General features: G+C 64.6%; 20 protein-coding genes. 12 read left to right on the top strand and 8 right to left on the bottom strand.

Annotated elements, in window-relative coordinates; genetic code table 11:
• Positions 1-32 precede the first annotated feature (32 nt).
• Both DT603_RS05280 and DT603_RS05275 read left to right on the top strand, forming a co-directional pair.
• Positions 33-1,943, top strand: a complete 1,911-nt coding sequence (locus DT603_RS05280; RefSeq protein ID WP_162348824.1) for a M48 family metallopeptidase — start codon at positions 33-35, stop codon at positions 1,941-1,943.
• A 62-nt stretch (positions 1,944-2,005) separates the two neighbouring features.
• Positions 2,006-2,920 carry a DMT family transporter gene (locus DT603_RS05275; RefSeq protein WP_246191592.1) on the top strand — a complete coding sequence of 305 codons (915 nt, stop codon included), beginning with the start codon at positions 2,006-2,008 and terminating at the stop codon, positions 2,918-2,920.
• Here the strand turns inward: DT603_RS05275 and DT603_RS05270 are convergent, their stop codons facing one another.
• On the bottom strand, positions 2,921-4,528 hold the full coding sequence (locus tag DT603_RS05270) for a choline dehydrogenase (RefSeq protein ID WP_162348823.1): 1,608 nt from the start codon (positions 4,526-4,528) through the stop codon (positions 2,921-2,923).
• Positions 4,529-4,742: 214 nt separating this feature from the next.
• Here DT603_RS05270 and DT603_RS05265 point away from each other — a divergent pair, with 214 nt between their 5' ends.
• The 3 genes from DT603_RS05265 to DT603_RS05255 all read left to right on the top strand — a co-directional run bounded on the left by DT603_RS05265 (position 4,743) and on the right by DT603_RS05255 (position 7,213).
• Entirely contained in the window at positions 4,743-6,080 is a 1,338-nt protein-coding gene (locus DT603_RS05265; protein ID WP_162349111.1) for an MFS transporter, read from the top strand.
• 17 nt (positions 6,081-6,097) lie between these two features.
• Positions 6,098-6,478 carry a DUF1761 domain-containing protein gene (locus tag DT603_RS05260; RefSeq protein WP_162348822.1) on the top strand — a complete coding sequence of 127 codons (381 nt, stop codon included), beginning with the start codon at positions 6,098-6,100 and terminating at the stop codon, positions 6,476-6,478.
• Positions 6,479-6,859: 381 nt separating this feature from the next.
• Positions 6,860-7,213 (top strand): DUF1304 domain-containing protein, encoded by a 354-nt coding sequence (locus DT603_RS05255; RefSeq protein WP_162348821.1) that lies wholly within the window; start codon positions 6,860-6,862, stop codon positions 7,211-7,213.
• A 182-nt stretch (positions 7,214-7,395) separates the two neighbouring features.
• On the opposite strand, the gene DT603_RS05250 is transcribed toward DT603_RS05255, so the two are convergent.
• From DT603_RS05250 to DT603_RS05240, 3 genes are all read right to left on the bottom strand, one after another.
• Positions 7,396-7,872 (bottom strand): hotdog fold domain-containing protein, encoded by a 477-nt coding sequence (locus tag DT603_RS05250; RefSeq protein ID WP_162348820.1) that lies wholly within the window; start codon positions 7,870-7,872, stop codon positions 7,396-7,398.
• 188 nt (positions 7,873-8,060) lie between these two features.
• Entirely contained in the window at positions 8,061-10,541 is a 2,481-nt protein-coding gene (locus DT603_RS05245; protein ID WP_162348819.1) for an acyl-CoA dehydrogenase, read from the bottom strand.
• Positions 10,538-11,530 carry an alpha/beta fold hydrolase gene (locus tag DT603_RS05240; protein ID WP_162348818.1) on the bottom strand — a complete coding sequence of 331 codons (993 nt, stop codon included), beginning with the start codon at positions 11,528-11,530 and terminating at the stop codon, positions 10,538-10,540. Before DT603_RS05240 ends, DT603_RS05245 begins: the two co-directional genes overlap by 4 nt.
• Positions 11,531-11,682: 152 nt before the next feature.
• Between DT603_RS05240 and DT603_RS05235 the strand changes: the two genes are divergently transcribed.
• The 7 genes from DT603_RS05235 (at position 11,683) to DT603_RS05205 (ending at position 20,424) form a co-directional block, all read left to right on the top strand.
• The gene (locus tag DT603_RS05235) at positions 11,683-12,291 is read left to right on the top strand and encodes a TetR/AcrR family transcriptional regulator (protein ID WP_162348817.1); all 609 of its coding nucleotides are present in this window, start codon (positions 11,683-11,685) and stop codon (positions 12,289-12,291) included.
• 130 nt (positions 12,292-12,421) lie between these two features.
• Positions 12,422-13,000, top strand: a complete 579-nt coding sequence (locus DT603_RS05230; protein ID WP_162349110.1) for an RNA polymerase sigma factor — start codon at positions 12,422-12,424, stop codon at positions 12,998-13,000.
• The gene (locus DT603_RS05225; protein WP_162348816.1) at positions 12,997-13,485 is read left to right on the top strand and encodes a hypothetical protein; all 489 of its coding nucleotides are present in this window, start codon (positions 12,997-12,999) and stop codon (positions 13,483-13,485) included. Before DT603_RS05230 ends, DT603_RS05225 begins: the two co-directional genes overlap by 4 nt.
• A 10-nt stretch (positions 13,486-13,495) precedes the next feature.
• Positions 13,496-14,401 carry a DUF4097 family beta strand repeat-containing protein gene (locus DT603_RS05220; RefSeq protein WP_162348815.1) on the top strand — a complete coding sequence of 302 codons (906 nt, stop codon included), beginning with the start codon at positions 13,496-13,498 and terminating at the stop codon, positions 14,399-14,401.
• A gap of 374 nt (positions 14,402-14,775) precedes the next feature.
• Entirely contained in the window at positions 14,776-16,560 is a 1,785-nt protein-coding gene (locus DT603_RS05215) for a phosphoenolpyruvate carboxykinase (GTP) (protein ID WP_162348814.1), read from the top strand.
• 289 nt (positions 16,561-16,849) lie between these two features.
• Positions 16,850-19,357, top strand: a complete 2,508-nt coding sequence (locus tag DT603_RS05210) for a TonB-dependent receptor plug domain-containing protein (RefSeq protein ID WP_162348813.1) — start codon at positions 16,850-16,852, stop codon at positions 19,355-19,357.
• An 83-nt stretch (positions 19,358-19,440) separates the two neighbouring features.
• Positions 19,441-20,424: a class I SAM-dependent methyltransferase gene (locus DT603_RS05205; RefSeq protein ID WP_162348812.1), complete on the top strand. Its 984-nt coding sequence runs from the start codon at positions 19,441-19,443 to the stop codon at positions 20,422-20,424.
• Between the two features lie 16 nt (positions 20,425-20,440).
• Here the strand turns inward: DT603_RS05205 and DT603_RS05200 are convergent, their stop codons facing one another.
• The 4 genes from DT603_RS05200 to DT603_RS05185 form a co-directional block, all read right to left on the bottom strand.
• Positions 20,441-22,213 (bottom strand): tetratricopeptide repeat-containing sulfotransferase family protein, encoded by a 1,773-nt coding sequence (locus DT603_RS05200; RefSeq protein ID WP_162348811.1) that lies wholly within the window; start codon positions 22,211-22,213, stop codon positions 20,441-20,443.
• 170 nt (positions 22,214-22,383) lie between these two features.
• Complete coding sequence (locus DT603_RS05195; RefSeq protein ID WP_162348810.1) at positions 22,384-23,241, bottom strand: XOO1806 family protein; 858 nt, start codon at positions 23,239-23,241, stop codon at positions 22,384-22,386.
• Between the two features lie 102 nt (positions 23,242-23,343).
• Positions 23,344-24,234 (bottom strand): Hsp33 family molecular chaperone HslO, encoded by an 891-nt coding sequence (gene hslO / locus DT603_RS05190; protein WP_162348809.1) that lies wholly within the window; start codon positions 24,232-24,234, stop codon positions 23,344-23,346.
• On the bottom strand, positions 24,231-25,601 hold the full coding sequence (locus DT603_RS05185; RefSeq protein ID WP_162348808.1) for an aspartyl/asparaginyl beta-hydroxylase domain-containing protein: 1,371 nt from the start codon (positions 25,599-25,601) through the stop codon (positions 24,231-24,233). Before DT603_RS05185 ends, hslO begins: the two co-directional genes overlap by 4 nt.
• Positions 25,602-25,605 lie beyond the last annotated feature (4 nt).

Genomic DNA, 25,605 nt, shown 5'->3' with positions numbered 1-25,605 from the left:
AGCAATCATCAACCACAGGGCATCACTCACCCATGAACTTCTTCGAGCACCAGGCCAAGGCGCGTGGCAGTTCCACCCGGATGGTGGTGCTGTTCGCATTGGCGGTCGCGGGCATCGTGCTGGCGGTGGATGTGGCGGTGTTGCTGCTGCTCGGCACCCAGCTGCGCAGCGCCGGCGGGTTGGTCGGTCTGCTGCTGGTCACCACGATCGGCACGCTGGCGGTAATCGGGCTGGGTTCGATGTACCGGATGGCCTCGCTGCGCGGCGGTGGCGAATCGGTGGCCCTGCAGATGGGCGCCACTGCCGTGCCGGAGCACACCAGCGACTTCCAGCTGAAGCGCCTGCGCAACGTGGTCGAGGAAATCGCCATCGCCTCCGGCGTGCCGGTGCCCAGGCTGTACGTCATGGAACACGAGGCGGCGATCAATGCCTTCGCCGCCGGCTATTCGCCTTCCGATGCCGCGGTGGCGGTGACCCGCGGGGCGCTGGAACGGCTCAACCGCGACGAGCTGCAGGGCGTGATCGCCCACGAGTTCAGCCACATCCTCAATGGCGACATGCGTCTCAACATCCGCCTGATGGGCACCCTGTTCGGGATCATGATGCTGAGCATCATCGGCCAGCGCGTGCTGATGTACGGGCGCGGCGGCGGCAGAAACGGCGGCGCCATCCTGGGCGTGGCCCTGGTGGCGTTGGTAGTGGGCAGCATCGGAGCTTTCTTCGGCCGCATGATCAAGGCCGGTGTCAGCCGCCAGCGCGAATTGCTGGCCGATGCCTCGGCGGTGCAGTTCACACGCCAGACCACCGGCCTGGCCGGCGCGCTGAAGAAGATCGGCGGCCTGCATGAAGGCTCGCTGCTGACCGACAAGGGCAAGGCCGAGGAAGTGAGCCACATGCTGTTCGGCGAAGGCCTGTCGATGGCGGGCCTGTTCGCCACCCACCCGCCGTTGCTCGAACGCATCCGCCTGCTCGAGCCGTCCTTCAACGCCCAGAAACTGCAGCAACTGTCGGCGCGCTGGCTGGCGTCGCCGCCCGATGGCGCGCAGGAAGACCTGGCGTTGGGGCTGGCGGCAACGGATTCCATGCCGCCGCCGCTGCCACTGCCCGCGCGCGAGTTCAACGTCAGCCCGCCGATGGTCGTAGCCCAGGTCGGCGCGCCGGCCGAAGACGACTACCGCCGCGCCGGCAGCATCGTCGAATCAATGCCGCCGGAAGTGCGCGCGCTGGCCACCCAGCGCGACACGGTGATGCCGCTGCTGCTGGCCTTGCTGGTCGACGGCGATGCGGCCATCGCCTCCAACCAGCGCATCGAAGTGAGCGCGCGGCTGGGCGAGGCAGTGGCGGCACAGGCCTGGTCCTTGCGTGAAGGAACACTGGTCTCGCTGCATCCCATGCTGCGACTGCCGCTGGCTTCGCTCGCGTTCCCGGTGCTGCGCCTGCGCCCGCGCCCGGAGCTCGAAGTCTTCCTGGCCGCCGTGCATGCCATGGTCCATGCCGATGGCAAGGTCTCGCTGTTCGAATACTGCCTGGCCAAGCTGCTGGAAGTGCAGGTGCGCGAATCCCTTGACCCGGCGCGTTACGCGCGCTTCGGGCGGCGCAAGCCTGGCAATGTGAGGCAGGAGTTCGCGACCCTGCTGGCGGTCGTGGCGCGATCGGGCAACGACGATCCGGGGGCCGCGCAGCATGCCTACCTGAGTGGCCTGCAGCGCGTGCTGCCGCGCGATCACCTGGCCTACGCGCCGCCGCCCGAGGGCGTGCTGGCACTGGAGGGCGTGTGGGAAGGCCTGGACGCGCTGGATCCAATGGCCAAGCAGGTGATGGTGGAAGCGCTGACCGCTGCCATCAGCCACGATGGACGCGTGAGCGTGTCCGAGTCCGAACTGCTGCGCACGATCTGCGGGGTGCTGCACTGCCCCTTGCCGGCGATGCTGGAACGCCAGTGAGCCGGGCCCGTCGACCAGGGTCGCGATGACGCGCACCTGCGGCCTGCCGATCATGTACGGCCATGCGCGCCCGTGACGCAATGAAGCCAGCACGCGTGTTGCCCCGGGCCGGCGGTGGTTTGACGGTGCTCGGGCTTTCATTCGTGATGGTGTGGTGCACGGGATACATCGCCGGCCGGATGATGCTGGACCACGCCGCGCCTTTCACCGCGCTGGTCTGGCGTTTCGCCGGGGCTGCGATGGTGTTCGCCGTGCTGGCGCTGGCGGTGCGTGCGCGCGCCAGTCGCCGGGATGTGCTGCACAGCGCGGTCGCCGGCGTGCTGATGCTGTCGATGCAGTTCGGTGGCGTGTACCTGGCCATGGCCTGGGGTGCCAGCGCCGGCGTGGCCGCGCTGGTGATCGGCGCCATGCCCTTGCTGGTCGCATTGCTGGCCTTCTTCGCCGGAACCGAGCGGCCGCATCGGGCCCAGTGGTGCGGACTGCTGCTGGGCTTCGCCGGCGTGGTGCTGGTGGTGGTGGACCGCGTGGATGGTGCCACTTCAGCGCGGGCCTGGATTGGGTTGCTGGTGGGGTTGCTGGGCATCAGCCTGGGCACGCTTTACCAGAAGCGCTATTCCTCGAAAATCGACCTGCGTATTGGCCTGGCGGTCCAGAACCTGTCGGCGACCCTGGTCCTGTTGCCGCTGGCGCTGGCCGAAGGCTTCCGCTTCGAATCCGCAGCGGGTTTCTACCAGCCGCTGGCGTGGACGGTGCTGGTCAATTCGGTGGGCGGCTTTGCCCTGCTGTTCGTACTGGTTCGGCGCGACGCAGCCACGGCGGTGGCCTCGCTGTTCTTCCTCATGCCACCGGTGACCGCCCTGTTCGGCCACTGGCTGCTGGGCGAACACCTGACCGTATTGAAAGGCGCAGGGTTCGTGCTGGCGGCAGCCGGCGTCTGGCTGGCCACGCGCACGCCGCGCCGAGCCGCTGAGGACTGATCAGGCAAGCAGGGGTTTGCCCAGGACGGCCTTGCCCAGGATCAGATCGGACGCGCGCTCGGCAATCATCATGGTCGGCGCATTGGTGTTGCCGCCGATCAGGGTCGGCATCACCGAGGCATCGACCACGCGCAGTCCTTCCACGCCGTTGACCCGCAACTGGCTGTCGACCACCGCGGTGTCGTCGCTGCCCATGCGACAACTGCCGACCGGGTGGTAGACGGTCTCGGCCTTGGCCCGGATGAAGGCGACCAGCTCGCTGTCGCTCAGGTCGCTTCGTGGCGGCTGGATCGGCGCGCCGCGATAGGCGTCGAAAGCCTGCTGGGCGAACAGTTCGCGGGACAGCTTGGCGCACTCCAGCATCATCTTCAGGTCGAAGCCTTCGGCATCGCTCAGGTAGTTGCCCTCGATGCGCGCATCGGCGCGCGGGTCGGCGCTGGCCAGGCTGATGCGGCCGCGGCTGCGCGGGCGCAGGAAGCAGGCGTGCAGAGTGTAGCCATCGCCCTTGAGGCGGTTGCGGCCGTGGTCGTCGAGCATCGCCGGCACGAAATGCAGCTGGATGTCGGCGCGATCGTCAGGCGCCAGCGGCGAACGCAGGAAGCCGCCGGCCTCGGCGATGTTGCTGGTGCCCGGGCCGCTGTGGTTCCTGAAGTAATAGTTCCACGCAATGGCCACATCGCCGACGCGGTCGTAGGTCACGCGCTGGGTGGAATGCTGCAGCGTGCACACGTCCAGGTGGTCCTGCAGGTTGCGGCCCACATAAGCCGAATCCACCGCCACCGGGATGCCGTGTTCGCGCAGGTGGTCGGCCGGGCCGATGCCCGACAGCATCAGCAGTTGCGGTGAATTGATCGCGCCGCCACTCAGCAGTACTTCGCGTTCGGCGCGCACCTGCACTTCCTGGCCGCCGCTGGCATAGGCCACGCCGATGGCGCGTCCGTTTTCCAGCACGATGCGGCGCACCAGTGCGCCGGTGATCACGTCAAGGTTGGGGCGCGACTTCACCGGCTGCAGGTAGGCCACCGCCGACGAGCAGCGCGCGCCGTTCTTCTGAGTGACCTGGTACAGGCCCACGCCCGATTGCGAGGGTCCGTTGAAGTCGTCGTTGCGGGCGAAGCCAGCTTGCTGCGCTGCATCGATGAACACCGACGACAGCGGATTGGTATAGCGCAGGTCCGACACATACAACGGGCCGTCGCCGCCATGCAGGGCGTCGCCGCCGCGGGAGTTGTGTTCGGAACGCTTGAAATAGGGCAGGGCGCTGTTCCAGTCCCAGCCTGCGGCGCCACCGGCGGCCCACTCGTCGTAGTCGGCGGCCACGCCGCGGATGTAGCACATGGCATTGATGGAACTGGAACCACCGAGCACCTTGCCGCGTGGCCACCACAGGCGGCGTCCGTCCAGGTGCGGCTCGGGCGCGGTGTCGTAGTTCCAGTTCACGCCTTTCTGCCCGACCAGCTTGGCCAGCCCTGCGGGCATGTGGATGAAGGGATGCCAGTCGCGGGGACCGGCTTCCAGCAACAGCACCTTGATCGCGGGGTCTTCGGACAACCGGTTGGCCAGCACGCAACCGGCGGAGCCGGCGCCAATGATGATGTAGTCGTACACGCGCAAGCCTGTAACAGGAGTCCGGCGAAGCTAGCCGCCGGGGCTAGAGCAAATGCTCTGCGCGCGATCGCGCCGGCTAAGCAACTGAAAGCTGGTGCGCAATGCGGGCAAAAGCGCTGGAGATGTTGCAGTGCATCGGATACCGTGCGCGCTGGTGGCCTGCGAGTCCGGCATCGATGCCCGCATTGCGAAATCAGAACAGGGCCGTCCCGCGGTGAGCCAGGCATCGGCCCGCGTGGGCGCAATCACCCGTTTCCGCACTGCGCTCGGCGACTCGCCGCCGCTGGCCTGGGCCTTCCTCTATTTCTTCTGCCTGCTCAGCGGCTATTACGTGCTGCGCCCGGTGCGCGAGGCAATGGCCGCCTCCAGCGACATCGAAGCGGTGTTTCCTCCGGCGATGATCGGTTTTTTCCTGGATCGCGGTGTGGCGCTGAACGAGTTCACCCTGCAGGTGATCTTCACCCTGGTATTCGTGATCATGCTGCTGCTGCAGCCGGTCTACGGCTGGCTGGTCAGCCGCTTCCCGCGACGCGTGTTCCTGCCGGTGATCTACCTGTTTTTCATCGCCACGCTGCTGCTGTTCTATTGCATGTTCGACAGCGGCATCGCCGGTCGTGGCCTGGCCTTCATCCTCTGGATCACGGTCTTCAACCTGTTTGCCGTGGCGGTGTTCTGGAGCTTCATGGCCGACATCTTCAGCAACCTGGAAGCGCGCAACTACTACGGCTACATCGGCGCGGCCGGCACCATCGGCGCCTTCGTCGGCCCGGCGCTGACCAAGACCCTGGTCGAACGGCTGGGCATCGCCAACATGATGCTGGTCTCGGCCGCGCTGTTCTCGGTGTGCGTGCTGTGCATCCTCAAGCTGCGAAAGTGGGCGGTATTGCGCGAGGCCCAGCGCCAGCAGGCCAGTGGCGAAATCCCGATGGGTGGCAGCGTATGGGCCGGCCTCAAGCTGATCGCGCGCGAACCGCTGCTGCGCTGGCTGGCCTTGATGGTCGTGCTGGGGGTGGGTGTGGGCACGCTGCTCTACAACGAACAGAACGCGATCGCCCGCAGCCTGTTCACCACTTCCGAAGCGCGTGCCAACTACTTCGCCAGCATCGACCTGGCGGTCAATTCGCTGACCCTGGTGGTGCAGTTGCTGGTGACCCGCGGCCTGCTGTCGCGCTTCGGCATCGCCCCGGCGCTGCTGATCCCGGGCGCGGCGATCATCCTCGGCTTCTCGATCCTGTCGGCCTCGCCGCTGCCGTTGATGATCGCCCTCGTCCAGGTGGTCACCCGCGCCAGCGAATTTTCGCTGGCCAAGCCGGCGCGGGAAACGATCTATACCCGGGTCGACCGGCAATGGCGCTACAAGGCGGGTGCGGCCATCGACACGGTGATCTACCGCGGCGGCGACTTGACCTTCGTGTGGGTGCACAAGCTGCTCTCGGCCTTCGGCTCCAGCGTGGTGTTCGGCGCCGGACTGCTGGTGGCCTCTGCCATGACCTTCAGCGCCTGGCGGCTGTTGCGCGAAGCGGCGCGGCTGCCGGCCGAGCGCAAAGTCTGACCTTAAAGGAGTAATGCATGAATTACTGGGCAGTGCTGGTTGCGGCCGTATCCAGTTTCCTGGTCGGCGGCCTGTGGTATTCACCGGCACTGTTCGGCAAGGCCTGGGTGCGGGAAAACGGCGGGGCCATGCAGCAGGGCCACCCGGCAAAGGTGTTTGGCCTCAGTTTCCTGTTCTCGCTTTTGGCCGCGGCGTGTTTCGCCTGGTGGGTCGAGCCGGCGCCGGAACTGGACGCGGCGGTGAAAGCCGGCGCGGTGGCCGGATTGGGATTCGTGGCCGCCAGCTTCGGCATCAACTACCAGTTCGCCCAGCGCAGCTTCAGGCTGTGGCTGATCGACGGTGGCTACCACGCGCTGCAGTTCCTGCTGTTCGGGCTGATTTTGGGGGCCTGGCACTAGGCCAGACATCGCTCGCCGCCGGACATTGGTGCCGGATGCGCCGGCCGAACCCCACGCGCAAGCAAAAAAGACCCGGCCGCAACCCCTGAAGACTTGCGCGCGAGCCTGCAGAACCCTGCGTGCGAGCCAAAAAGCCTTGCGAATGGGAATGCCGATAGCCGCGCCAAGCCTTGTAGAGCAGAGCTTGCTCGGCTGCCCTTCGCGACCAACGCTCCGTGCTTCCTCAATCGGAGTGCGGCAGCAACAGGGCGCAAGTCGCAGGGCAGGAGCCGCCGAGCAAGCTCGGCTCCAGGGTGCGACCCGTCAGACACGGGTGGCCTGGCCGCTGCGATCGGCGGCGCTTGGGTATGCTGGGCACTGCTCCCGCTGGCGGACCCTCCAATGCTGATCCTCGCGAACGTCCTGGTGGTACTGGTCGCACTTCTGCACGTCTATTTCCTGGTCCTGGAGATGTTCCTCTGGACCCGGCCCCTGGGCCTGAAGACCTTCCGCAACTCGCCGGAAAAAGCCGAGACGACACGCGTGTTGGCCGCCAATCAGGGCCTTTACAACGGCTTCCTGGCTGCCGGGTTGCTGTACTACCTGTACCTAGGGGAATGGCAGGTAGTGATGTTCTTCCTGCACTGCGTGCTGGTGGCCGCGGTGTACGGCGCCTGGAGCGTCAACAGGCGCATCTTCTTCGTGCAGGGCATCCCGGCCATCGCCGCCATTGCGGTCATCTGGCTGGGACAATGAGACCGGCAGGAGCGACGTGCAGGTGCGCCATGCAGGTTGAAAATGTAGGAGCGACGCGAGTCGCGAAGCACGTAGCAGCTGACCTGTCCCCAGCTTCGCGACTTGCGTCGCTCCTACAACAGGTCGACGGCCGTCAGCCGTCAGCCGTCAGCGCTCAGGATTGAAGCGTGAGGCGTGAGCCCTCAGCTCCTGGCGGGTTTGGGCGAGACCCACATCGAGATGCGCGCCTTGAACACGGCCTCGCCCTGTGGATCGGTCACCACCACGTTGACCGGCAGCTCATAGCCTTCGGCTGATTGGCGCGGCGGGAATTCCGGCGTGGCCACGCCACGCTGGGTGCCCACGGCCTTCTTCAGGTATTCCACCTGCATGCCCTTTGGGATCCAGCGCATCGAGGCGGGAATGCTGACGTCGGTCATCAGCCCGCCGGTGAACTCGGCCAGGTTGCACAGCGCAATCGCATGCACCGTGCCGAGATGATTGGTGATGCTGCGACGGTGGGCGATGGTAGCCTCGGCGCGGTTGGGTTCCAGCACCGTCATGCGCGGCTTGATGCTGCCGAAGTAGGGTGCCTTGAAGCAGACTGCGCGCGAGAACAGCCAGTGGCCGAAGGGCAGGCGCGTGAGCTTGTCGTAGAGCTGCAGGACGGAGGCGCTCATCAGGTATCAGGCCTGGCTTTTTTCCCCCTCCCTTGCGAAGCAGGGGAGGGCTGGGGAGGGGTTGCTTTTGATCTTGTTGTAAAAGATCGAAGATCTGGGAGTCAGCGCCAAGAGCACCCCCTCCCAGCCTCCCCCTGCGCCGCGCAGCAAGTCCCCTTGGGGGCTGCGCAAGGGGAGGGGCAACGCCATCACGCCGCTTCGCGCGACTGCCCTTCCTGCGGACGCTGCTTGTCGTAGTAGGCCGCCGAGCGCAGCTCGTGCACGTCGAAGTCGTCCACGGTGATCGTCTCCAGGGTGATCTCGCGCAGTTCTTCCAACTGCCTGCGCTCCTCAGTGGTGATCCAGTTCTCGCGCACGCCTTCGTCCAGCTGCGAGGCGAAATCCAGGGCCTGGATGTCGCTGTTCTTCAGCGCCTTGATGAACTTGCGCTCGACCGGCTCGGCCAGGATGGCCTTGGCCAGGTAGCTGTTGATGCGGCCGCCGGGGTTGTTGGCGCACGGGGTCAGGAACACGCCCTCGGCCAGGCGGTCGCGCGCCTCGTTCGGCGTCATCAGCAGGGCAGCAACGCGGTGGCCCAGGCGATCGCTCGGCGCTTCGGCGCGGCGGCCCCACGGGAACACCAGCGCCCACAGCAGCCAGCCGACCGGGCGGATCGGGAAGTTGCGCAGTGCACCCGACAGGGCCAGTTCGATCTTGTGCACGCTGTCGTGGAAGGCCCAGGCCAGAAGCGGCTGGTCGGCGACCGGTGCGCCTTCGTCGTGGTAGCGCTTCAGCATCGCGCTGGTCATGTACACGTGGCTGAGCACGTCGCCCAGGCGGCCCGACAGCGATTCCTTGAATTTCAGCTTGCCGCCCAGCAGCAGCATGGACACGTCGGCCATCAATGCCAGGTTGGCCGAATAACGGTCGAGCTTGCGGAAGTAGCGACGGGTATAGGCGTCGCCAGGCGCCGCGCCGATCCTGGCGCCGGTCAGGCCGAACCAGAACGAGCGCACCGCGTTGGAAATGGCGAAGCCCATGTGCCCGAACAGGTTGCGGTCGAATTCCTCCAGCCCCGCCGCGTGGTCGGGATTGCCGGCCGCCTTCATTTCCTTCATCACCCACGGATGGCACAGGATCGCGCCCTGGCCGAAGATGAGCAGGCTGCGGGTCATGATGTTGGCGCCTTCCACGGTGATCGCGATGGGCGCGGCCTGGTAGGCGCGGCCGGCGAAGTTGCGCGGCCCCAGGATGATGCCCTTGCCGCCGATCACGTCCATGACGTCGCGCGAGACTTCGCGGCCCATCTCGGTGCAGTGGTACTTGGCGATGGCCGACGGCACCGACGGCACGTCGCCGCGGTCCACCGCCGCGGCGGTGGCCTGCGACAGCGCGCTGATCATGTAGGCCTTGCCGCCGATGCGGGCCAGTGCTTCTTCCACGCCTTCGAAGCGGCCGACCGACAGGCCGAACTGCTTGCGGATGCGCGCATAGGCGCCGGTCACCACGGCACCGGCCTTGGCCCCGCCACTGCCGGTGGAAGGCAGGGTGATGGAACGGCCAACGGCCAGGCATTCATTGAGCATGTTCCAGCCCAGGCCGGCCTTCTCCACGCCACCGATGAGCTGGCTGAGCGGGATGAAGACGTCCTTGCCACGGATGGGACCGTTCTGGAAGGTCGAGTTGAGCGGGAAGTGGCGACGGCCGATTTCCACGCCATCCGTATCGCGCGGCAGCAGTGCCAGGGTGATGCCGATGTCGCGGGTGTCGCCGATCAGGCCGTCCGGGTCGTACATGCGGAAGGCCAGGCCGATCAATGTGGCGACCGGGGCCAGGGTGATGTAGCGCTTGTCGAAGGTCAGCTTCAGGCCAAGCACATGCGCGCCATTCCACTCGCCCTTGCAGACGATGCCGTAGTCGGGGATGGAAGTGGCGTCGGAGCCTGCGAACGGGCCGGTCAGGCCGAAGCAGGGCACTTCCTCGCCCACGGCCAGGCGCGGCAGGTAGTAGTCCTTCTGTTCCTGGGTGCCGTAGTGGTTGAGCAGTTCACCCGGGCCCAGCGAGTTGGGCACGCCGACGGTGGAACTGACCACGCTGGAGATCGAGGCGATCTTCTGGATCACCTTGTGGTGGGCGAGCGCCGAGAAGCCCAGGCCGCCATATTCCTTGGGGATGATCATGCCGAAGAAGCGGTTCTTCTTGATGAAGGCCCACAGCTCCGGTGGCAGGTCGGCCTGGACGTGGGTGATTTCCCAGTCGTTGGTCATGCGGCACAGTTCTTCCACCGGGCCATCCAGGAACGCCTGTTCCTCGGCGGTCAACTGCGGCCTGGGCTGGTCCAGCAACTGGCTCCAGTCCGGGTCGCCGGTGAATAGCTGGCCTTCGAAGCCGACCGAGCCGGTTTCCAGAGCAATGCGTTCGGTCTGCGACAGCGGCGGCAGCACCTTGCGGAAGAACTTCAGCAGCGGCGAGGTCAGCAGCGGCTTGCGGATGCCGGGGATCAGCAGCGGCACGGCGATCAGCGCGACCAGCACGGCGGCCACGAGGGTGGCGGTGGGGTTGGCGCCCAGCAGCCAGCACGCCACCAGCAGGCTGGCGGTGATCGCGGCCCAGTAGGCGAGCCGGATGCGGTGGTAGGCGGCAAACGCACCCGCCAGCAGGAAGGCGAGGAAGGGGGCGACGATGCTCATGCGATGACTCCGGGTACGGATGTGGTGACGGCAGGTTCGCCCACGGCAGGCGTGCCGTCTGCGGGCAGTGGGGTGGCGGGAAAGGTTTCGGCGTGTTGCGCTGGCAGATCGGCAAGATATTCGAGCACGGTCTGGGTAAATGTGTCGTTGTCGTCGCCGGCCAGCATATGCGTTGCGTCAGGCAGATGCGCGTGCCTGGCGTGCGGGACCAGCGCCTGGAATTCCTCGACCGTGCGGGCCGAGACCAGGTCGCTGCGCCCCCCACTGATCAGCAGCACCGGGCAGCGCAGTGCGCGTGCGGCTTCGGCCAGGTCGTCCTGGTGCTGGGTGCAGTCGCGCACCAGTTCGACCAGGCGCGCGTCCCAGTGCCAGCGCCAGCGGCCGTCCTCGCCCTGTCGAAGCAGTTCGCGCAACTCGCCGGCATTCTTGCGCGTGCGCCGGTGCGGAAGGTAGGCGGCGATGATGTCGGCGGCGTGTTCCAGCGAATCGAAGCCCTGGGGAAACGCGGTGATGAAACCAAGGATGCGTTGCAGGCCGGCTTCTTCCCAGCGTGGGGTGATGTCGACCAGGATCATGGCGCGGAACAGACCGGGCCAGCGTGCTTCGGCGATCATGCCGAACAGCCCGCCCATGGATGCGCCAACCAGTACAGGCGGCTGCACCATTTCGCCGGCGACGATGATCAGGTCATCGGCGAACTGCGCGCCCACGTAAGGCAGGTCGATGTGATTGCGCTGCGACTCGCCATGGCCGCGCGCATCGTAGGACACCCCCGCGTAGCCTTCCGCTGCAAGGGCGACGCCGCTGCGTTGCCAGGCACCCCGGGTCTGTCCGAAGCCATGGGCATAGACCAGCGTTTCGGAACCCTGCAGCGCTGCGGAAGTAGGGAAGGCCGTGGAGGCCAGCTCCAGGCCGCCGGCACCCACCAGCATCCTTGCCTGGGGGGGCAGTGCGGAAGCAGGCGATTGCAGGGGTGCAGGAAATACCATACGGGCTAGTATGGATCGATGGATTTAGAGTAGTCAATCGGTTCGGGGACGACGTCGGCCGATATTCATCACCTCAGCGGGGAAGTTCGTCGGGGCGGCATTGCCGCATGAAACATACCGCAACAAACTCCTGCGTATGGTTAAATGCAGCCATGACCACATCGCACCCCCCCTCCCCCGTGCCTGCCCCGCCTGCTTCGCCGCGCGCCGCGCGTCTCAGCGCCGAAGATTGGGCCCAGGCAGCGCTGGACCTGATCGCCGAGCAGGGCGTGGCCGCGGTGGCGGTCGAGCCCCTGGCCCGCAGGCTGGGTGTCACCAAGGGCAGTTTCTACTGGCATTTCCCGTCCCGTGACGCGCTCCTGCAGGCGGCACTGGAACGCTGGGAAGCGATCGAGCAGGAGAGCGTGTTCGGCAGCCTGGAGGCCGTGCCCGATCCACGGGCGCGCCTGCGCGAGCTGTTCCTGCTGGTCGCCCATGAGGTCAAGCCGCATGTCATCTACAGTGAACTGCTGAAGGCGCTGGACCATCCGGCCGTGCAGCCGGTGATCAACCGTGTCTCCCAGCGCCGCCTGGAATACCTGGTGGCCTCGTTCCGCCAGGCGGGACTGGCCCGCACCGAGGCCCAGCACCGCGCCCGCCTGGCCTATTCGGCTTACCTGGGTTTCCTGCAGCTGGCCCTGCAGTTGCAGCAGCCGCGCCTGCACCTGGAAGAATTCGAAGCCTACGTCGAACACGTGATCACCACGCTGATCCCCGACTAGGCACTCGGACCAGTCGCTCGGCCAGGCGTTCCCCGGACCAGCACCGCCGTGACTTGCGGGCCGCGATCGGCGTAGCGCTTTAAACCCTGCCGCAGCCTGCGGCATCCCAGTGTCCATGTTGACCACCGCCATGACCGACGTGATCACCGATTCGACTGCCGCAGAGGTGGCCGCGGCCTGCGACGCCGAACTGGCCCGATCGGCCGCCGCCGGTGATACCGGTGCCTTCGAATCGATCTATCGCCGTCATGCCGGTCGCGTGCATGGCGTCATCGTGCGCCTGGTCGGGGTGCACGGGGTGCGTGCCGAGGACCTGACCCAGGAAGCCTTCGTCCGCGCCTGGCAGGCGTTGCCCGGATTCCGTTTCGAAAGCGCCGTCTCCACCTGGCTGCATCGGCTGGCGGTCACGACCGCATTGATGGAATTGCGCAGCCGCCGCAGCGGTCCGCGATTCGACGAAGACCAGGACGTCTTCGACAACCTGGGCCTGGCCGACTCCGCCGGCCATGGCACCGCGCTGTCCATGGACCTGGAGCGCGCCGTCGCCACGTTGCCGCCACGGGCGCGCGCGGTGCTGGTGCTGCACGACGTGGAAGGATGGAAACACGAGGAGATCGCCCGAGAGCTGGGCATGGCGGTCGGCAGTTCCAAGGCACAGCTGCATCGCGCGCGGCAGTTGCTGCGCGGACGTCTGGGAGGTGAGGCATGAACACGCACGATGACGAAGCGCTCCGCTGGCGCCTGCGTGAATTGCGCAGGGAGCAGCAACCGGGCAGCGACCTGTGGCCGGGCATCGCCACGCGCCTTGCCGAGGTGTCGCAGGCGCCCGTGGTAACGCCGCGCCGTGACAGCCCACGCAGGTTCGCGCCGTGGGCAATGGCTGCGTCTTTGCTGCTGGCAGTGGTCGTGGCCTCGCAGATGCTGCCCCAGGCCAACCGCGCCGGCCGCGATGGCAGCCCGGTCGTGCGCCAGCAGGCCGTCTCCATGAGCCTGGCCTACGAGAATGCGATAGCGCGCCTGCAGCAGGCCGATACCCGGCCCGAAATGCATGGCGCTTTCGATGAGCTTGATCGCAGTGCCGCGCAGATCCTTGCGGCCATCGATCGCGACCCCCACGCCACCTTCCTGCTTGAACAACTTCGCCGCACCTACGCACGCCGCCTGCAGTTGACGCAGCGCGCGGTCATTACCTGAGGAGATTCGCATGCGCCACCTGGCCTTTTCATCGTTGTTCCTGCTTCCGTTGGCGGCATTGTCGGTTGCCGCGGGCGCCACCACGCCGATCAACCAGACCCGTCCGCTGGACAGCCAGGGCAGCATCGAGGTGGAAAACATCAAGGGCCGGATCCAGGTCCGTGCCTGGGACCGGCCCGAGGTGAAGATTGCCGGCACGCTCGGCGACGGCGTCGAGAAGCTGGTGATCGAGGGCGATGCCAGGCACCTGGTGATCAAGGTCAAGTATCCGAGCAGCGGTGGCTGGGGGAGCAGAAGATCCGGACCCACCGACCTGCAGCTGACCGTCCCGGTGCGCGCCGATCTCGACCTGGATTCAGTCTCGGCCAATGTCGACGTGTCCGGCGTGGCGCCGGCCAGGCTGTCCATTGAAAGCGTGAGCGGCGATGTCCAGGTCGCGGCGGCGCCGGGCGAGGTTGACGTGGAGAGCGTCAGTGGCCAGCTGCGCCTCACCGTCAACAGCGCCAGCGTGGACGTCCAGACGGTGAGCGGCGACGTGCAATTGCGCGGACGCATGAATGGAGAGATCAAGGCCGAAACGGTCTCGGGCAATATCGACGTATCGGTCAATGGGGAACGCGTGCGCGAACTCTCCGCCAGCACCGTCAGTGGCAATGCCCGGCTGCGTGCCGGGCTGGCAGCGAAGGGCGAGATCAATCTGGAAAGCGTGAGCGGGGACCTGCTGCTGGTCCTGCCCCGGACGCTTTCGGCCCAGGTCTCAGGGGAAAGCTTCAGCGGCGACCTGAAGGCGCCGGGCGCGAAGATCGAGAAGCCACAACACGGGCCGGGCTCCAGCTTCAACGCGCGCTACGGCAAGGGAGAGGGCGAGATCCGCATCGAAACCTTTTCGGGCGACGGCGAGCTCAGGCTGGAATAACGGCACGGCCGACCGCCTGCACCGAGAGTCGCCCGTCCGCTGCCGCCGGACCACGCTGCGTCGATGCGCATCCGAGGCGCAGGAAGACAAGCCGGCGATGGATGGCGAGCGAGTGTGTCTTCCCTGAAGCGCTTCCGCGGATGTGATGTGCCTGTTTTTCTGTGCGAACGCAACGTTGGCTGCGCGGCATGTCGCGCGCGTCTGACTCATATGTGTACATCGCAGACCTTCCTGCTCCTGTCCTTGCGTCCACCCAGGGATTGATAACGTTTCCACAAGCATCCGGCAGGTACTGCGGTCCCACCCCGCCTACCGCCCCGCGTAAACTGTCGCCCGCATTCGTCAAGACACAGGTCGGCCTGGGAGGGCAATCAATGAACGCAGCGATTTCATCCGTGGATGAAAATAAAACAGCGCGCAGCCGCCTCGCCCGCTTGAATGACTGGGTCGCGCAAACCGCAGCCCTGACCCGGCCCGATGCAGTGCAATGGTGCGATGGCAGCGACGCCGAGTACGCGGCGCTGCTGGAGTTGATGCAGAAGGACGGCAGCCTGCTGCCGCTCAACCCCGATACCCACCCGCGCAGCTGGCTGCATCGCTCCGATCCGCGCGACGTGGCGCGCGTGGAGCATCTGACCTTCGTGTGCACCAGCGAGAAGGACGCGGCCGGGCCCAACAATCACTGGATGGCGCCTGCCGACGGTCACCGCAAGATGGATGAGTTGTTCGCCGGCTGCATGCGCGGGCGCACCTTGTACGTCATCCCGTACTGCATGGGTCCCATCGATTCCCCGCTGGCGCGCTGCGGCGTGGAGATCACCGACTCGCCCTACGTGGTGGTCAACATGCGCATGATGACCCGCATGGGCGCCGCCGCGCTAACGCGCATTGAAACCGAAGGCAGCTTCGTCAAAGGACTGCATTCGACCGGAGAGCTGGATCCGGACCGCCGCTTCATCATGCATTTCCCGGAAGAGCTGAGCATCAAGAGTTATGGCTCCGGCTACGGCGGCAACGCCCTGCTGGGCAAGAAATGCCACGCGCTGCGCATTGCATCCTGGCAGGCGCGGCAGGAAGGCTGGCTGGCCGAGCACATGCTCATCGTCGGCATCGAGAACCCGCGCGGCGAAACCCATTACATCGCCGCCGCTTTTCCTTCCGCGTGCGGCAAGACCAACCTGGCCATGCTGATCCCACCCGAAAGCTATCGCGACGCCGGCTGGAAGGTATGGACGGTGGGCGACGACATCTGCTGGATGCGGCCGGGTGCCGATGGCCGCCTGTATGCCATCAATCCGGAGGCCGGCTTCTTTGGCGTGGCACCGGGCACCTCCGCCAATTCCAACCCCAATGCGCTGGCCTGCATCAGCCACGACACCATCTTCACCAATGTCGCCCTGACCCAGGACAACCAGCCCTGGTGGGAAGGCCTGGAAGGAACGCCGGCGCTGGATTGGCAGGGCCGCGCGTACGACCCTGCCAACGGGCCGGCTGCACACCCCAACTCACGCTTCACTGTGTCGGCCCGGCAGTGCCCCAGCTATTCGCCACGTGCGGAAGATCCGCAGGGCGTGCCGATCTCGGCGATCGTGTTCGGCGGCCGCCGTCCATCGCTCGTGCCGCTGGTGTTCGAAGCGCGCGACTGGACCCACGGTGTCCTGGTTGGTGCCAGCATGGGCTCGGAGACCACCGCGGCCGCCACCGGCGCGGTCGGCGTCATGCGCCGCGATCCTATGGCCATGAAGCCGTTCTGCGGCTACAACTTCGCCGACTACTTCACCCACTGGCTGGGTTTCGAGAAGCCAGGCGCGCAGTTGCCCAAGGTCTTTCACGTCAACTGGTTCCGCAAAGGCGCCGATGGCCAGTTCCTGTGGCCGGGGTTTGGCGAGAACCTGCGCGTGCTCGAGTGGATGATCGAGCGGGTGGAGGGCAGGGTAGGCGCCGAAGAAACTGCCGTGGGAAGGTTTCCCGCCAAGGCCGACTTCAACCTTGAAGGCCTGGCGCTTTCTGCGGAAGCAGCAGAGGAACTGTTTGCCTTCCATCCGGGAGAATGGAAGGCCGAGCTCCTGGAAATCGGGGATTACCTGGCCAGTTATGGCGACGGCATGCCGCCGCGACTGCAGCAGGAAGCAAGTCATATCCTTTCAATTCTCGAATAACCCACGTCCGGACCGGTTATCCGAAGTTGGCGGTACATTCAGCCCGGATTGCGCCCCGCATATAGATGAATAGGCCAAAGCACTATCGCATCACAAAAAAGTAACAAGGTAAGTCATTGTTTTAAATGGGGTATAGCGCTAAAAAGCACGCGCTTGGCGCCACGGTATCCATCGGCGTAAAAATTGCGTTATCCTTCGGCCACCAGACGCAGCACCGTTTCGCGTCTGTTTATTTGGCTTGGGTCCCTAGCGACCTGGTCTTCAACTCGACCTTGAGAGAGAGCATCAAATGACCAACCTTAAGAAGCTGCCAGGCGCGATCCAGTTCGCGTTGTTCGCCAGCGTGGCGACGCTGGTTTCCGGAAATGTAGTTGCACAGGAAACCGAAACCAACGAAGCCAAGACCCTTGACCGCGTTGAAGTAACCGGTTCGCGCCTGAAGCGCGCTGAAATCGAAGGTGCCTTGCCGGTCGTCGTAATCGACCGCGCCACCATCGACGCCAGCGGCGACGTGTCCGTTGCCGACGTGCTGCGTGACAGCACCTTTGCTTCGTTCGGCAATTTCAAGCCCCAGTCCGGCAGCTCCGCACAGTCGCTGGCTTCGGTCGACCTGCGTGGTCTTGGTTCGGGCCGTACCCTGGTCCTGATCGACGGCCGCCGCGCCCCGACCAACCCGATGTCCGCTTCCAGCGGCACCGACCTGAACGCCATCCCGCTTGCAGCGGTTGAGCGCATCGAGATCCTGTCCGATGGCGCGTCCGCCATCTATGGTTCCGACGCGATCGGCGGCGTGGTCAACATCATCCTGCGCAAGGACTTCAACGGCGCCGAACTGCGTTACGGCGTTGGCCAGACCAAGGTCACCGGCGGCGATCTGGAAGATGGCGCCGTCACCTTCGGCATCTCCGGCGACCGTGGCAGCCTGATCGGCGGCGCATCGTTCTCGAGCCGCGGCATGGTCTTCACCCGCGACCAGATCGGTGGCGGTTCGCGCGGCGTCTCCATCTACGGCAACAACTTCTACGACAGCGCCATTGGCCGTGCACGCGCGGTTCCGGGCTTTGCTTGCAACAGCGATGGCTTCTACATGCTGGCAAACGGTCGCTGCTCGTTCGACTTCAACAGCGTCGCAGCCAACGAAGCCTCGGTGAAGAACAAGTCGGTGTTCACCCGTGGCGAGTACGAGATCAATGATGACTGGTCGGTCTACATGACCGCCAATGTCACCAAGGTCAACACCTTCGGCCGCTATGCTCCGGTTCCGGGCATCGTGCGCGTGGAAGATGGCAGCCCGCAGGACATCTACAAGGGCGACGGCGCACCGACCTATTTCTACCACCGCTTCGCCGCCGCGGGTAACCGCGATGGCCTGACCGACACCACCAACACCGATTTCCTGGTGGGCTTCCAGGGTCAGCTGAACGACAAGGTCAGCGTCGACTTCGGCATCCGTCGTACCGACTACAAGTACGGCGACGTCGGCCGTGGTTACGTGCTGGGCAGCCTGGCCAATGCGGCTGCCAACAATGGTTCCTACAACCTGAGCGATCCGTTCGGAGCCGATCCGGCCGTGCTGCAGGGCTTCACCGTCACCATCAGCCGTGATTCGCGCTTCAAGACCGAAGAAATCTTCGGCTCCGTGAATTTCGACCTGTTCGAGATGGGCGGTGGCGTGTCCAACGCCGTGGTCGGCGCGGAATATCGCGACGAGCTGTTCTACGACAAGTACGACTCCCTGTCCGAGTCGGGCACCGTGCTGGGTTCGGCCGGTAACTCGTCCGGTGGCACGCGCAACGTCTATGCCGCGTACTTCGAGTGGCTGTTCCCGTTCACCAGCAGCTTCGACATCACGCTTGCAGGTCGCTATGACAAGTACAGCGACTACGGCGCCGATTTCTCGCCGAAGATCGCTGCGCGCTGGCAGCCGCTGGACAACCTGACCTTCCGTGCTTCCTACGGCCAGGGCTTCCGTGCCCCGCAGCTCGACATCCTGACCCAGAAGCTGACCTTCTCGGCCGAACCGGTCACCGACGACATCTCTTGCGTTGCTGGTGGTGATGTTCCGGGTTGCTCGATCCAGGTCGACAGCTTCTCGATCGCGAACCCGAGCCTGTCCTCGGAGCAGTCCAAGCAGTACGGTTTCGGCGTGGTCTACGACCCGACCGATTGGCTGGACATGTCGCTGGACTACTACAACATCGAGGTCGAGGATTCCATCTCCCAGTACACCGCACAGAACATCGTCGACTGTACGCGTGACCCCGCTACCTACGGTGCATGCCCGGCTGGCCTGGGCGCGACCCTGCGTCCCGATGGCTCGCTTGATGAAATCACGACTGGCTATGCCAACCGTGGTCTGCTCAAGACCTCGGGCCTCGATTTCCGCCTGAACACGGACTTCGATTTCGGTGGCATGGGCAAGATGCGCAACAACTTGATGGTTTCCTACATCAAGAACTTCGAGGTGTCCGACCTCACCGGTCGCCTGGTTGAGCAGACTGACCTGGGTGGCGCACCGGATCTCCGTATCAACCTGGCTAACACCTGGGAATACGGTGATTTCTCGGTGGGTTTCAACACCAACTTCATCGGCTCCAACGGTGACTATGCTGGTTACGCCACCAATGACGTGCAGTTCTCGTACAAGACCCCGTGGAATGCCCGCATCTCGGTCGGCGCCAACAACGTGGGTGATCGTTACCCCGAGTTGATCGCCTACTCGGGTCGTCCGTGGAACTTCTACCTGTATGACGCCTACGGCCGCACCACGTACTTCCGTTACGTGCAGACGTTCTAAGCAACAACAGGCAAGTGTTTGAAATCGAAGGGCCCCGGTAACGGGGCCCTTCTTTTTTTTGTCTGCGACGGCACAATGTCGCCATGAACAACTCCGTTGAAATCGCACGCCAGAGGGCGTGGTCCACCTACTGGAGCGCAGGTGCCCTGCATTCCTGCGCCGACAGTTTTGAGCGCAACTATTCAGGCGTGATTGGCGAATTCTGGCGCTCGAGATTCCAATCATTGCCGCGTGAGTGCCGGGTACTGGACCTGGCGACGGGCAACGGTGCCTTGCCCCTGTTGTTGTGGGAGCTCACGCACGGCCAGAACGACGTCCGGATCGATGCGGTCGACTTCGCGCAAGTGGCGCCCAGCTGGTATCAGCCAACCCTGCATCCTGCTATCGCATTCCACCCGGGCGTGGCAATGGAGCAATTGCCTTTCGCCGATTCCACGTTTGACTTTGTCGTCAGTCAATTCGGCCTGGAGTACGCACGGTGGCCCCAGGCTCTGCACGAGATATCAAGAGTGTCCAAGCCAGGCGCGGGCGCGGCATTCGTAATGCATCATCCGGATTCGGTCATCGTTCGGGTGGGCCGCGAAGAGCTCAGGCATCTTGCATTGTTGCTGAGCACCGAAGGCTTGCTCGATTCGGCCCGGCTCGTGATGCCATGGATTGCACATGCTCGCGCTGGCAGGATTGATCTGGCGCAGGGTGATGAGGCTGCTAGGAGCAAGCAGGCGTACAACCGTGCCGCAGGCCACATCAGCGGATTGATAGACGCCAGTCCTGCGCCTGATTTGCTGATAGAGATGCGTGCATCCGTGCATTCGCTGTTGGCTGGCATCGGTGCCGGTGGTGCAGGTCCGCAACTGGCGCAGCTAGAAGAACTCCGGCAGGGGCTTTGCGCTGCAGAGCTGCGTGCCGCAGAGCTGGTCGAACACGCGGTGGACAGTCAGCGGCTCAAAGAGCTGATGGAGGTGTTCCAGGTTGCAAGGCCAGACCACAGCATCGCTTGCGAGCCGATAGCGCAAGCGGAAGGAACACTGGGCTGGGCCGTATCACTGCAGCCGTTGAATCCTTGAAGCACGGTTGCCGGGATCAGGCAGGAGGGTTGTCAAGGACGTCCAACAGCGGTGCGAGCTCTGCCTCATAGTTGCGCCAGCGCCCCACCGAACGGGTATGCATGGGTTGCTTGACCTGCCATCGACTTGGAGTCTGTACCCCGCGTCCGCTCAGGTGGAAGTCAAGACATGCTGCATCCCACTCCAGCCCTGTGAAATCAATGATCCTCCGCGCCTGTTCTTCAGGCGAAGAAACCAGGGATTCATAGCTGGATTCCAGAATGGGCAAGGGGAGGACGGCTTGCCAATGCCGCATCAGTCTTTCCTGCAGGTTGATGTAGTGCCCGATACCGGACCAGCTGGTCGCGATCTTTTCTTCCAGCGCAAAATTCTCGCCATAGATCGACACCGCGACGTCGCGGGGATCCCGCCGGCACCAGATAATCCTTGCCTGCGGGAACATCATTGCCACCAAGCCAAGGTAGTAAAAATTCAGTGGCGCCTTGTCCACCAGGCGAAGCGCAGCGGCAGGTGCATGGCGCGTGGCGGCCTGTGTGTAGCGCGCTATCGACTCCTGCAGGGTGGATTCCGTCATCGATGTCACGAACTCGGGCCATCCCGCGCGTATACCCAGTTGCACGGGGATGTTCCGGACGATCAGGGCAAGGTCTGGCAATTCGCCGCATCCATGCGCTTGTGGATGGCTTGCGATTATCTGCTCGGTAAGGGTGGTTCCACTCCGCGGCATTCCGACAATGAACACCATGCGCTGGTCCTGGCTGCCGCTCAGGCCGTGATTTGCGAAGAACTCCCGGCGGAAGAGCTCCACGGTGCGATCGACACTTGAATAAAGATGCGGGAGATCTGGTTCGCCGATCAGGCGCTTGCGTGCCGCATTGGCGTCATCCCAGCTGGCCATTGCCATGGCATGCTGGCTTCGGCCATCAAATACCTTGCCGAGCTCGTACCCGATCAACGCGCGATCCGGATCCGGGAGCATCGGGTCAGCCTGCATCTCCACCGCTCGCCGGACCAGTGCTTCGGAAGCGCCGCCGCGTTTGAGGCCCAGCAAGCCACTGACTGGAAACGCCCAGCCAGGCTTCAATTCGAGGGCACGCGAGTAGGCCTGTTCGGCTGCTTCGCGGTCATCGTTGTCTTCCTCGGCCTGGGCCAGTGCCATCCACAGGTCCGCTACCGCAGGCTGCCTTCGTAGCGCTGCCTGATATAGGGCGATTGCCTGGTCGTGAAAACCCAGGCGGCTCAAGGTCTCGCTGTTCTTGAGGCAGGCGTCGATGTCATCGGGATCGAGGCGCATCAGCTCACGGAACAAGGGCAGCGCGTCGACTGGGTAACCTATGCGGAACTCGAGGTCGGCCAACGCACGCAGCGCCTTGGGGTGGCTTGGATCGACGCGATGCGCATTGCGCAAGGCGGACAAGGCTTCCATATCCCGTTTCAATCGCAACAGCGTTATGCCCAGGAAGTACCAGCTATCGGCATGCAAGGGCATGAGCGCCGTGGTCTTCTGGAATAGCTCCAGGGCCTCCGGGTACTTGCCCGCATGGGCCCGCAGGCAGCCAAGCTGAAATTGGAGATCCGCTGAATCAGGCGCCAGGCGCAAAGCGACTTCCATATGCTCGAGGGCAAGTGCTGCCTGACCCGAGCCGGACGCATGCAGCGCCATCGCGCGGCGAATGGATGGATTCACTGGAAATTCGGCAATCATCCCGTCTAGCTGGCGACGGGCTTCCGCCCACTTTCCGTCCTGTTGAAGGATCCTTATTTGCTGGAGGCGCCGCTCAATCAACATGCATCCACGTTCCTTGATGGTTGGGCTCGCATTCCAGGCGCGCGCGAGCTGGAACGAAGGTTCCGGGGCGCCTGGGTGACTTACATCGAGTGATAGGAATGCCCACTATCTGGATACGGAAAGCAGCTTGAAAACACATCCGGGTCGAATGCAGCTCGATCGGGTCGGTGCTACAGGTCCTGCTCATAGCGGACATAAGGCACGGTGCCTTCATCGCTGTTTTCATTTGCGGGCGAGAACGGATTCTTGCCACGAGTTACGACATTCTCGGCGCCGACGGTCAGCTGGCCGCTCCATGGCGTACGCCAGGTCAGGCCCAGGCCGACGCCTTCCCATTTGCCCGGCTGGCCCGGAACGTCGACTACACGGCCAACGATATTGGCGCTGAAGGCTCCAAAACCGCCTCCGAGGCTCAAGGTCTTGCTGTTCCAGCGGTCGGCCATGGCCGGAACGTCGGCAATTGGTACCAGTCGTGCACGGGCCACTGCGCCGCCTATTCTTACGAAGCCCTCACGACCGATGTTCTTCTGGCCGAAGACCGCAAGGTCATTCTGTTCTACGCGCGCGCCGGGATTGTTGGACAGCCAGGCAGGCAGGGTGTCACGGCCTGTTCCGGCCGATACGCCGAGTTTGCCGCCGGGACGGATGAGCGAGGCAGCGGCACTGATGCGCTGGCTGCCCCCATCGTTGTCGTCGGTAAGTTCGGCTACCGCACAGTTGCTGATCAGGTTGCCGATGCTGCTCACTGCGCCATTCTGGCGATTGCAAACCAGGCCAAGCGAGTCGCCGGCTTCCAGGCCAAAAGCCGCGCCAAGCGTGTTGTTGCCCAATTTCCAGCGAGCGCCAGCGGAAGCTTCGCCGGTGGGCTCGAGAAGAAGTACGGCCTCTACCTTGCCGCTGGTGTTGTTCCACACCGGCAAGACCGTTGAATCCCGCTTGGAGGGCTGCGTCCTGGCCTGCGCATGCGCTTCGCCGGCCACGCCAAAGGCGAGCAGCAGGGCAAACGGCAGGTGAGGACGCAGTTTCATGGCTCGGTAAGACTCCCAACTCCGCTGTGGAGTTCCCCTCCCAAGGGGGTCTGATGCTATTCGGTTTATGTTTATTTAACAAGTCCAGCTAACCCAACGGGGCTACTGGAGGCGTTCTGGAGCGACCAATCCGACCAGAGGCAGGGCAAAGAGTTCCTCAATCTCCTCCTTGCTGAACAGGTAACGCCGCCCACAGAACTCACAACGCACTTCGGCCCGCTCACCGACCACCGCTGCCCGGGCTTCGGTGGGTCCAAGGGAATGCAACATGGAGCCGACCCGCTCACGTGAGCATGAACAGGCGAATTGAAGGGTGCGCCGGGCCAGGAGGCTGGGTTCTTCCTGGTGGAAGAGGCGATACAGCAGGTCTTCCGCAGGAGTGTCCAGCAGCTCCCCCGCGCCCAGGGTGTCAAATAGGGCACCGGCACGGTTCCACCCATCCCGGTCGCCTTCGTCACCTGGCAGCTTCTGCAGCATCAACCCGGCGGCGCGGTCGCCATTGGCAGCCAGCATCAGGCGGGTCGGCAGCTGTTCGGACTGGCGGAAATAGTCGGCGAATGCCTCCGAAAGCGTCGCCGCCTCCAGCGCGACCAGACTCTGGTATCGCTGCGGTGCCGACGGATCCAGCCCCGGATTCTCGATAGTGATGGCCAGCAACGCGTCGCTGCCGAGCGCTTGCAGGTCCGGCGGCGCGTCCTGGCCCTCTTCCAGCTGGGCGATGCCGCGCAAGGTACCTTGCGCAGTGCATTCGGCAAACAACGTTCGCAGGGCACGGCGGCTTCGCAGTTGCAAGGACAGGCGTCCGTTGACCTTGGCGTGGCCGGTAAACAGTGCCGCCGCTGCGCAGGCCTGGCCAAGCAGCCCGAGGGCGGTGGCAGGATAATCGGCATGAGCCAGGATGTCGCGCCAGGTGTCTTCCAGCTGCACGCAAACGCCGCGTACCCCAGCCCGTGGCAGCAGGAATCGCGTCTGGTGGTCGTAGGTGTCGCTCACAGTTCTCCCAGATCGGCGCCGTCGTCATAAAAGGCGACCATGCTCTCAACTGTATGGGCCACCAGCTCGCGTTCAAGGGGAGTAAGCATCGGGTGCCAGATGTCGAAGATCAGCACCACGCGGAGCTCGTCACTACGATTCCAGGCTTCGTGGGTGATGGTGTCATCGAATACGACAAGCTTCCCCGGCTTCCATACATGGGTTTCGCCGCCCACGCGTAGCCCGCAGTCACGAGGGACAATCAATGGCAGATGCACGGTCAGCCGGGTGTTGGTCGCGCCGTTGTGCGGCTGGATATGGGTTCCCGGCTTGAGCGCCGAGAAGAAAACGACCGGTGCGCGGTTGGCTATCGTGTTCTGCGGCGCAAGGCCCACGGCCGCCTCCGTGCGTGGGCACAGGTCGGCGTTGGCATCCAGTCGCTTTCCGTTCTTCCACAGGAAAAGCGCGCCCCAGTCCATGCTGCGATCGAGGGCGTCAAACTGGCCGGTAGGCTCACCTGGCTGGGTCTGGACGTAGGGAACGAAACGCTGGGGCTGTTCAAGCAGGACGCCCAGCTCGCGCAGGATGTCGGGGAACGCAGCCTCTACCGCAGGGGCCCATTCGAATTGGGAAGTGTCGAAGTAGGGGATGGCCGGCAGTCTTGGATAAGGCAGCACCAGCGGCCTTGCGGTGACGAACTCGCGCCTCCCGGTGACGATGTCCAGGCAATGCTGGAATCGCTCCAGCTCCTGATGGTTGCCCCTGCCTGCCGCCCCATGCAGACGATCTTCGATGAACTCCCGAAGCATGGCCTGGTTATGCATGACAGCCTTGCGGGCCTGCAGGAACATCGGCTGCAGTTGCGGTGACTGGGCGACTGCTTCCGGGACATAGGAAAGCCCGCGCGCCCAGGAGGCCGCCGCATCCCGGGTCCTGCCCAGGCCTTCCAGCAGCCTCGCCCTTTCCATATGGGCGCCCCATGCGGTGGGATCGGCCACGATCGCCGCGTTGATCGAAGCCAGCGATGCGGCGGTATCACCGCGCGCGCCGTGTACCCGCGACAGGTTCGCATGGGCCATGGCGAACCCCGGGGCCGCTGAAACCGCGCGCTGCAGGTACTCGAGCGCGACCGCCAGGTCGCCGCGCAACATGCTGTTGACCCCGATGAAATTGAGGGCTGGCGGGTAGTCCGGCTCCAGTTCAAGGACGCGCATCCAGCGGCTGACCGCGGCTTCGTGCTGGCCACGCTGTGACAGCTGGTCGGCCTGGGTCATAAGGGCGGCAATTTGATCCTGTTCTTTCATTCGCGCCTCTGCCGCTGTGCTGTCGCGGATGTGTGAAAGGTTAACATTGGGCCAGATCAAGATCGCCCACGGGTGGTCGTCCACGGGA

The organism is Pseudoxanthomonas gei, assembly GCF_010119615.1.
Lineage (GTDB): Bacteria > Pseudomonadota > Gammaproteobacteria > Xanthomonadales > Xanthomonadaceae > Pseudoxanthomonas_A > Pseudoxanthomonas_A gei.
The sequence above is the reverse complement of the archived record's forward strand: the minus strand, read 5'-3'. Positions and strand labels throughout refer to the sequence as shown.

Coding starts and splice junctions, on each gene's coding strand:
- DT603_RS05280 (WP_162348824.1), top strand. CDS start 33: ATGAACTTCTTCGAGCACCAGGCCAAGGCGCGTGGCAGTTCCACCCGG.
- DT603_RS05275 (WP_246191592.1), top strand. CDS start 2,006: ATGCGCGCCCGTGACGCAATGAAGCCAGCACGCGTGTTGCCCCGGGCC.
- DT603_RS05260 (WP_162348822.1), top strand. CDS start 6,098: ATGAATTACTGGGCAGTGCTGGTTGCGGCCGTATCCAGTTTCCTGGTC.
- DT603_RS05255 (WP_162348821.1), top strand. CDS start 6,860: ATGCTGATCCTCGCGAACGTCCTGGTGGTACTGGTCGCACTTCTGCAC.
- DT603_RS05250 (WP_162348820.1), bottom strand. CDS start 7,872: ATGAGCGCCTCCGTCCTGCAGCTCTACGACAAGCTCACGCGCCTGCCC.
- DT603_RS05245 (WP_162348819.1), bottom strand. CDS start 10,541: ATGAGCATCGTCGCCCCCTTCCTCGCCTTCCTGCTGGCGGGTGCGTTT.
- DT603_RS05240 (WP_162348818.1), bottom strand. CDS start 11,530: ATGGTATTTCCTGCACCCCTGCAATCGCCTGCTTCCGCACTGCCCCCC.
- DT603_RS05235 (WP_162348817.1), top strand. CDS start 11,683: ATGACCACATCGCACCCCCCCTCCCCCGTGCCTGCCCCGCCTGCTTCG.
- DT603_RS05230 (WP_162349110.1), top strand. CDS start 12,422: ATGACCGACGTGATCACCGATTCGACTGCCGCAGAGGTGGCCGCGGCC.
- DT603_RS05225 (WP_162348816.1), top strand. CDS start 12,997: ATGAACACGCACGATGACGAAGCGCTCCGCTGGCGCCTGCGTGAATTG.
- DT603_RS05220 (WP_162348815.1), top strand. CDS start 13,496: ATGCGCCACCTGGCCTTTTCATCGTTGTTCCTGCTTCCGTTGGCGGCA.
- DT603_RS05215 (WP_162348814.1), top strand. CDS start 14,776: ATGAACGCAGCGATTTCATCCGTGGATGAAAATAAAACAGCGCGCAGC.
- DT603_RS05210 (WP_162348813.1), top strand. CDS start 16,850: ATGACCAACCTTAAGAAGCTGCCAGGCGCGATCCAGTTCGCGTTGTTC.
- DT603_RS05205 (WP_162348812.1), top strand. CDS start 19,441: ATGAACAACTCCGTTGAAATCGCACGCCAGAGGGCGTGGTCCACCTAC.
- DT603_RS05200 (WP_162348811.1), bottom strand. CDS start 22,213: ATGTTGATTGAGCGGCGCCTCCAGCAAATAAGGATCCTTCAACAGGAC.
- DT603_RS05195 (WP_162348810.1), bottom strand. CDS start 23,241: ATGAAACTGCGTCCTCACCTGCCGTTTGCCCTGCTGCTCGCCTTTGGC.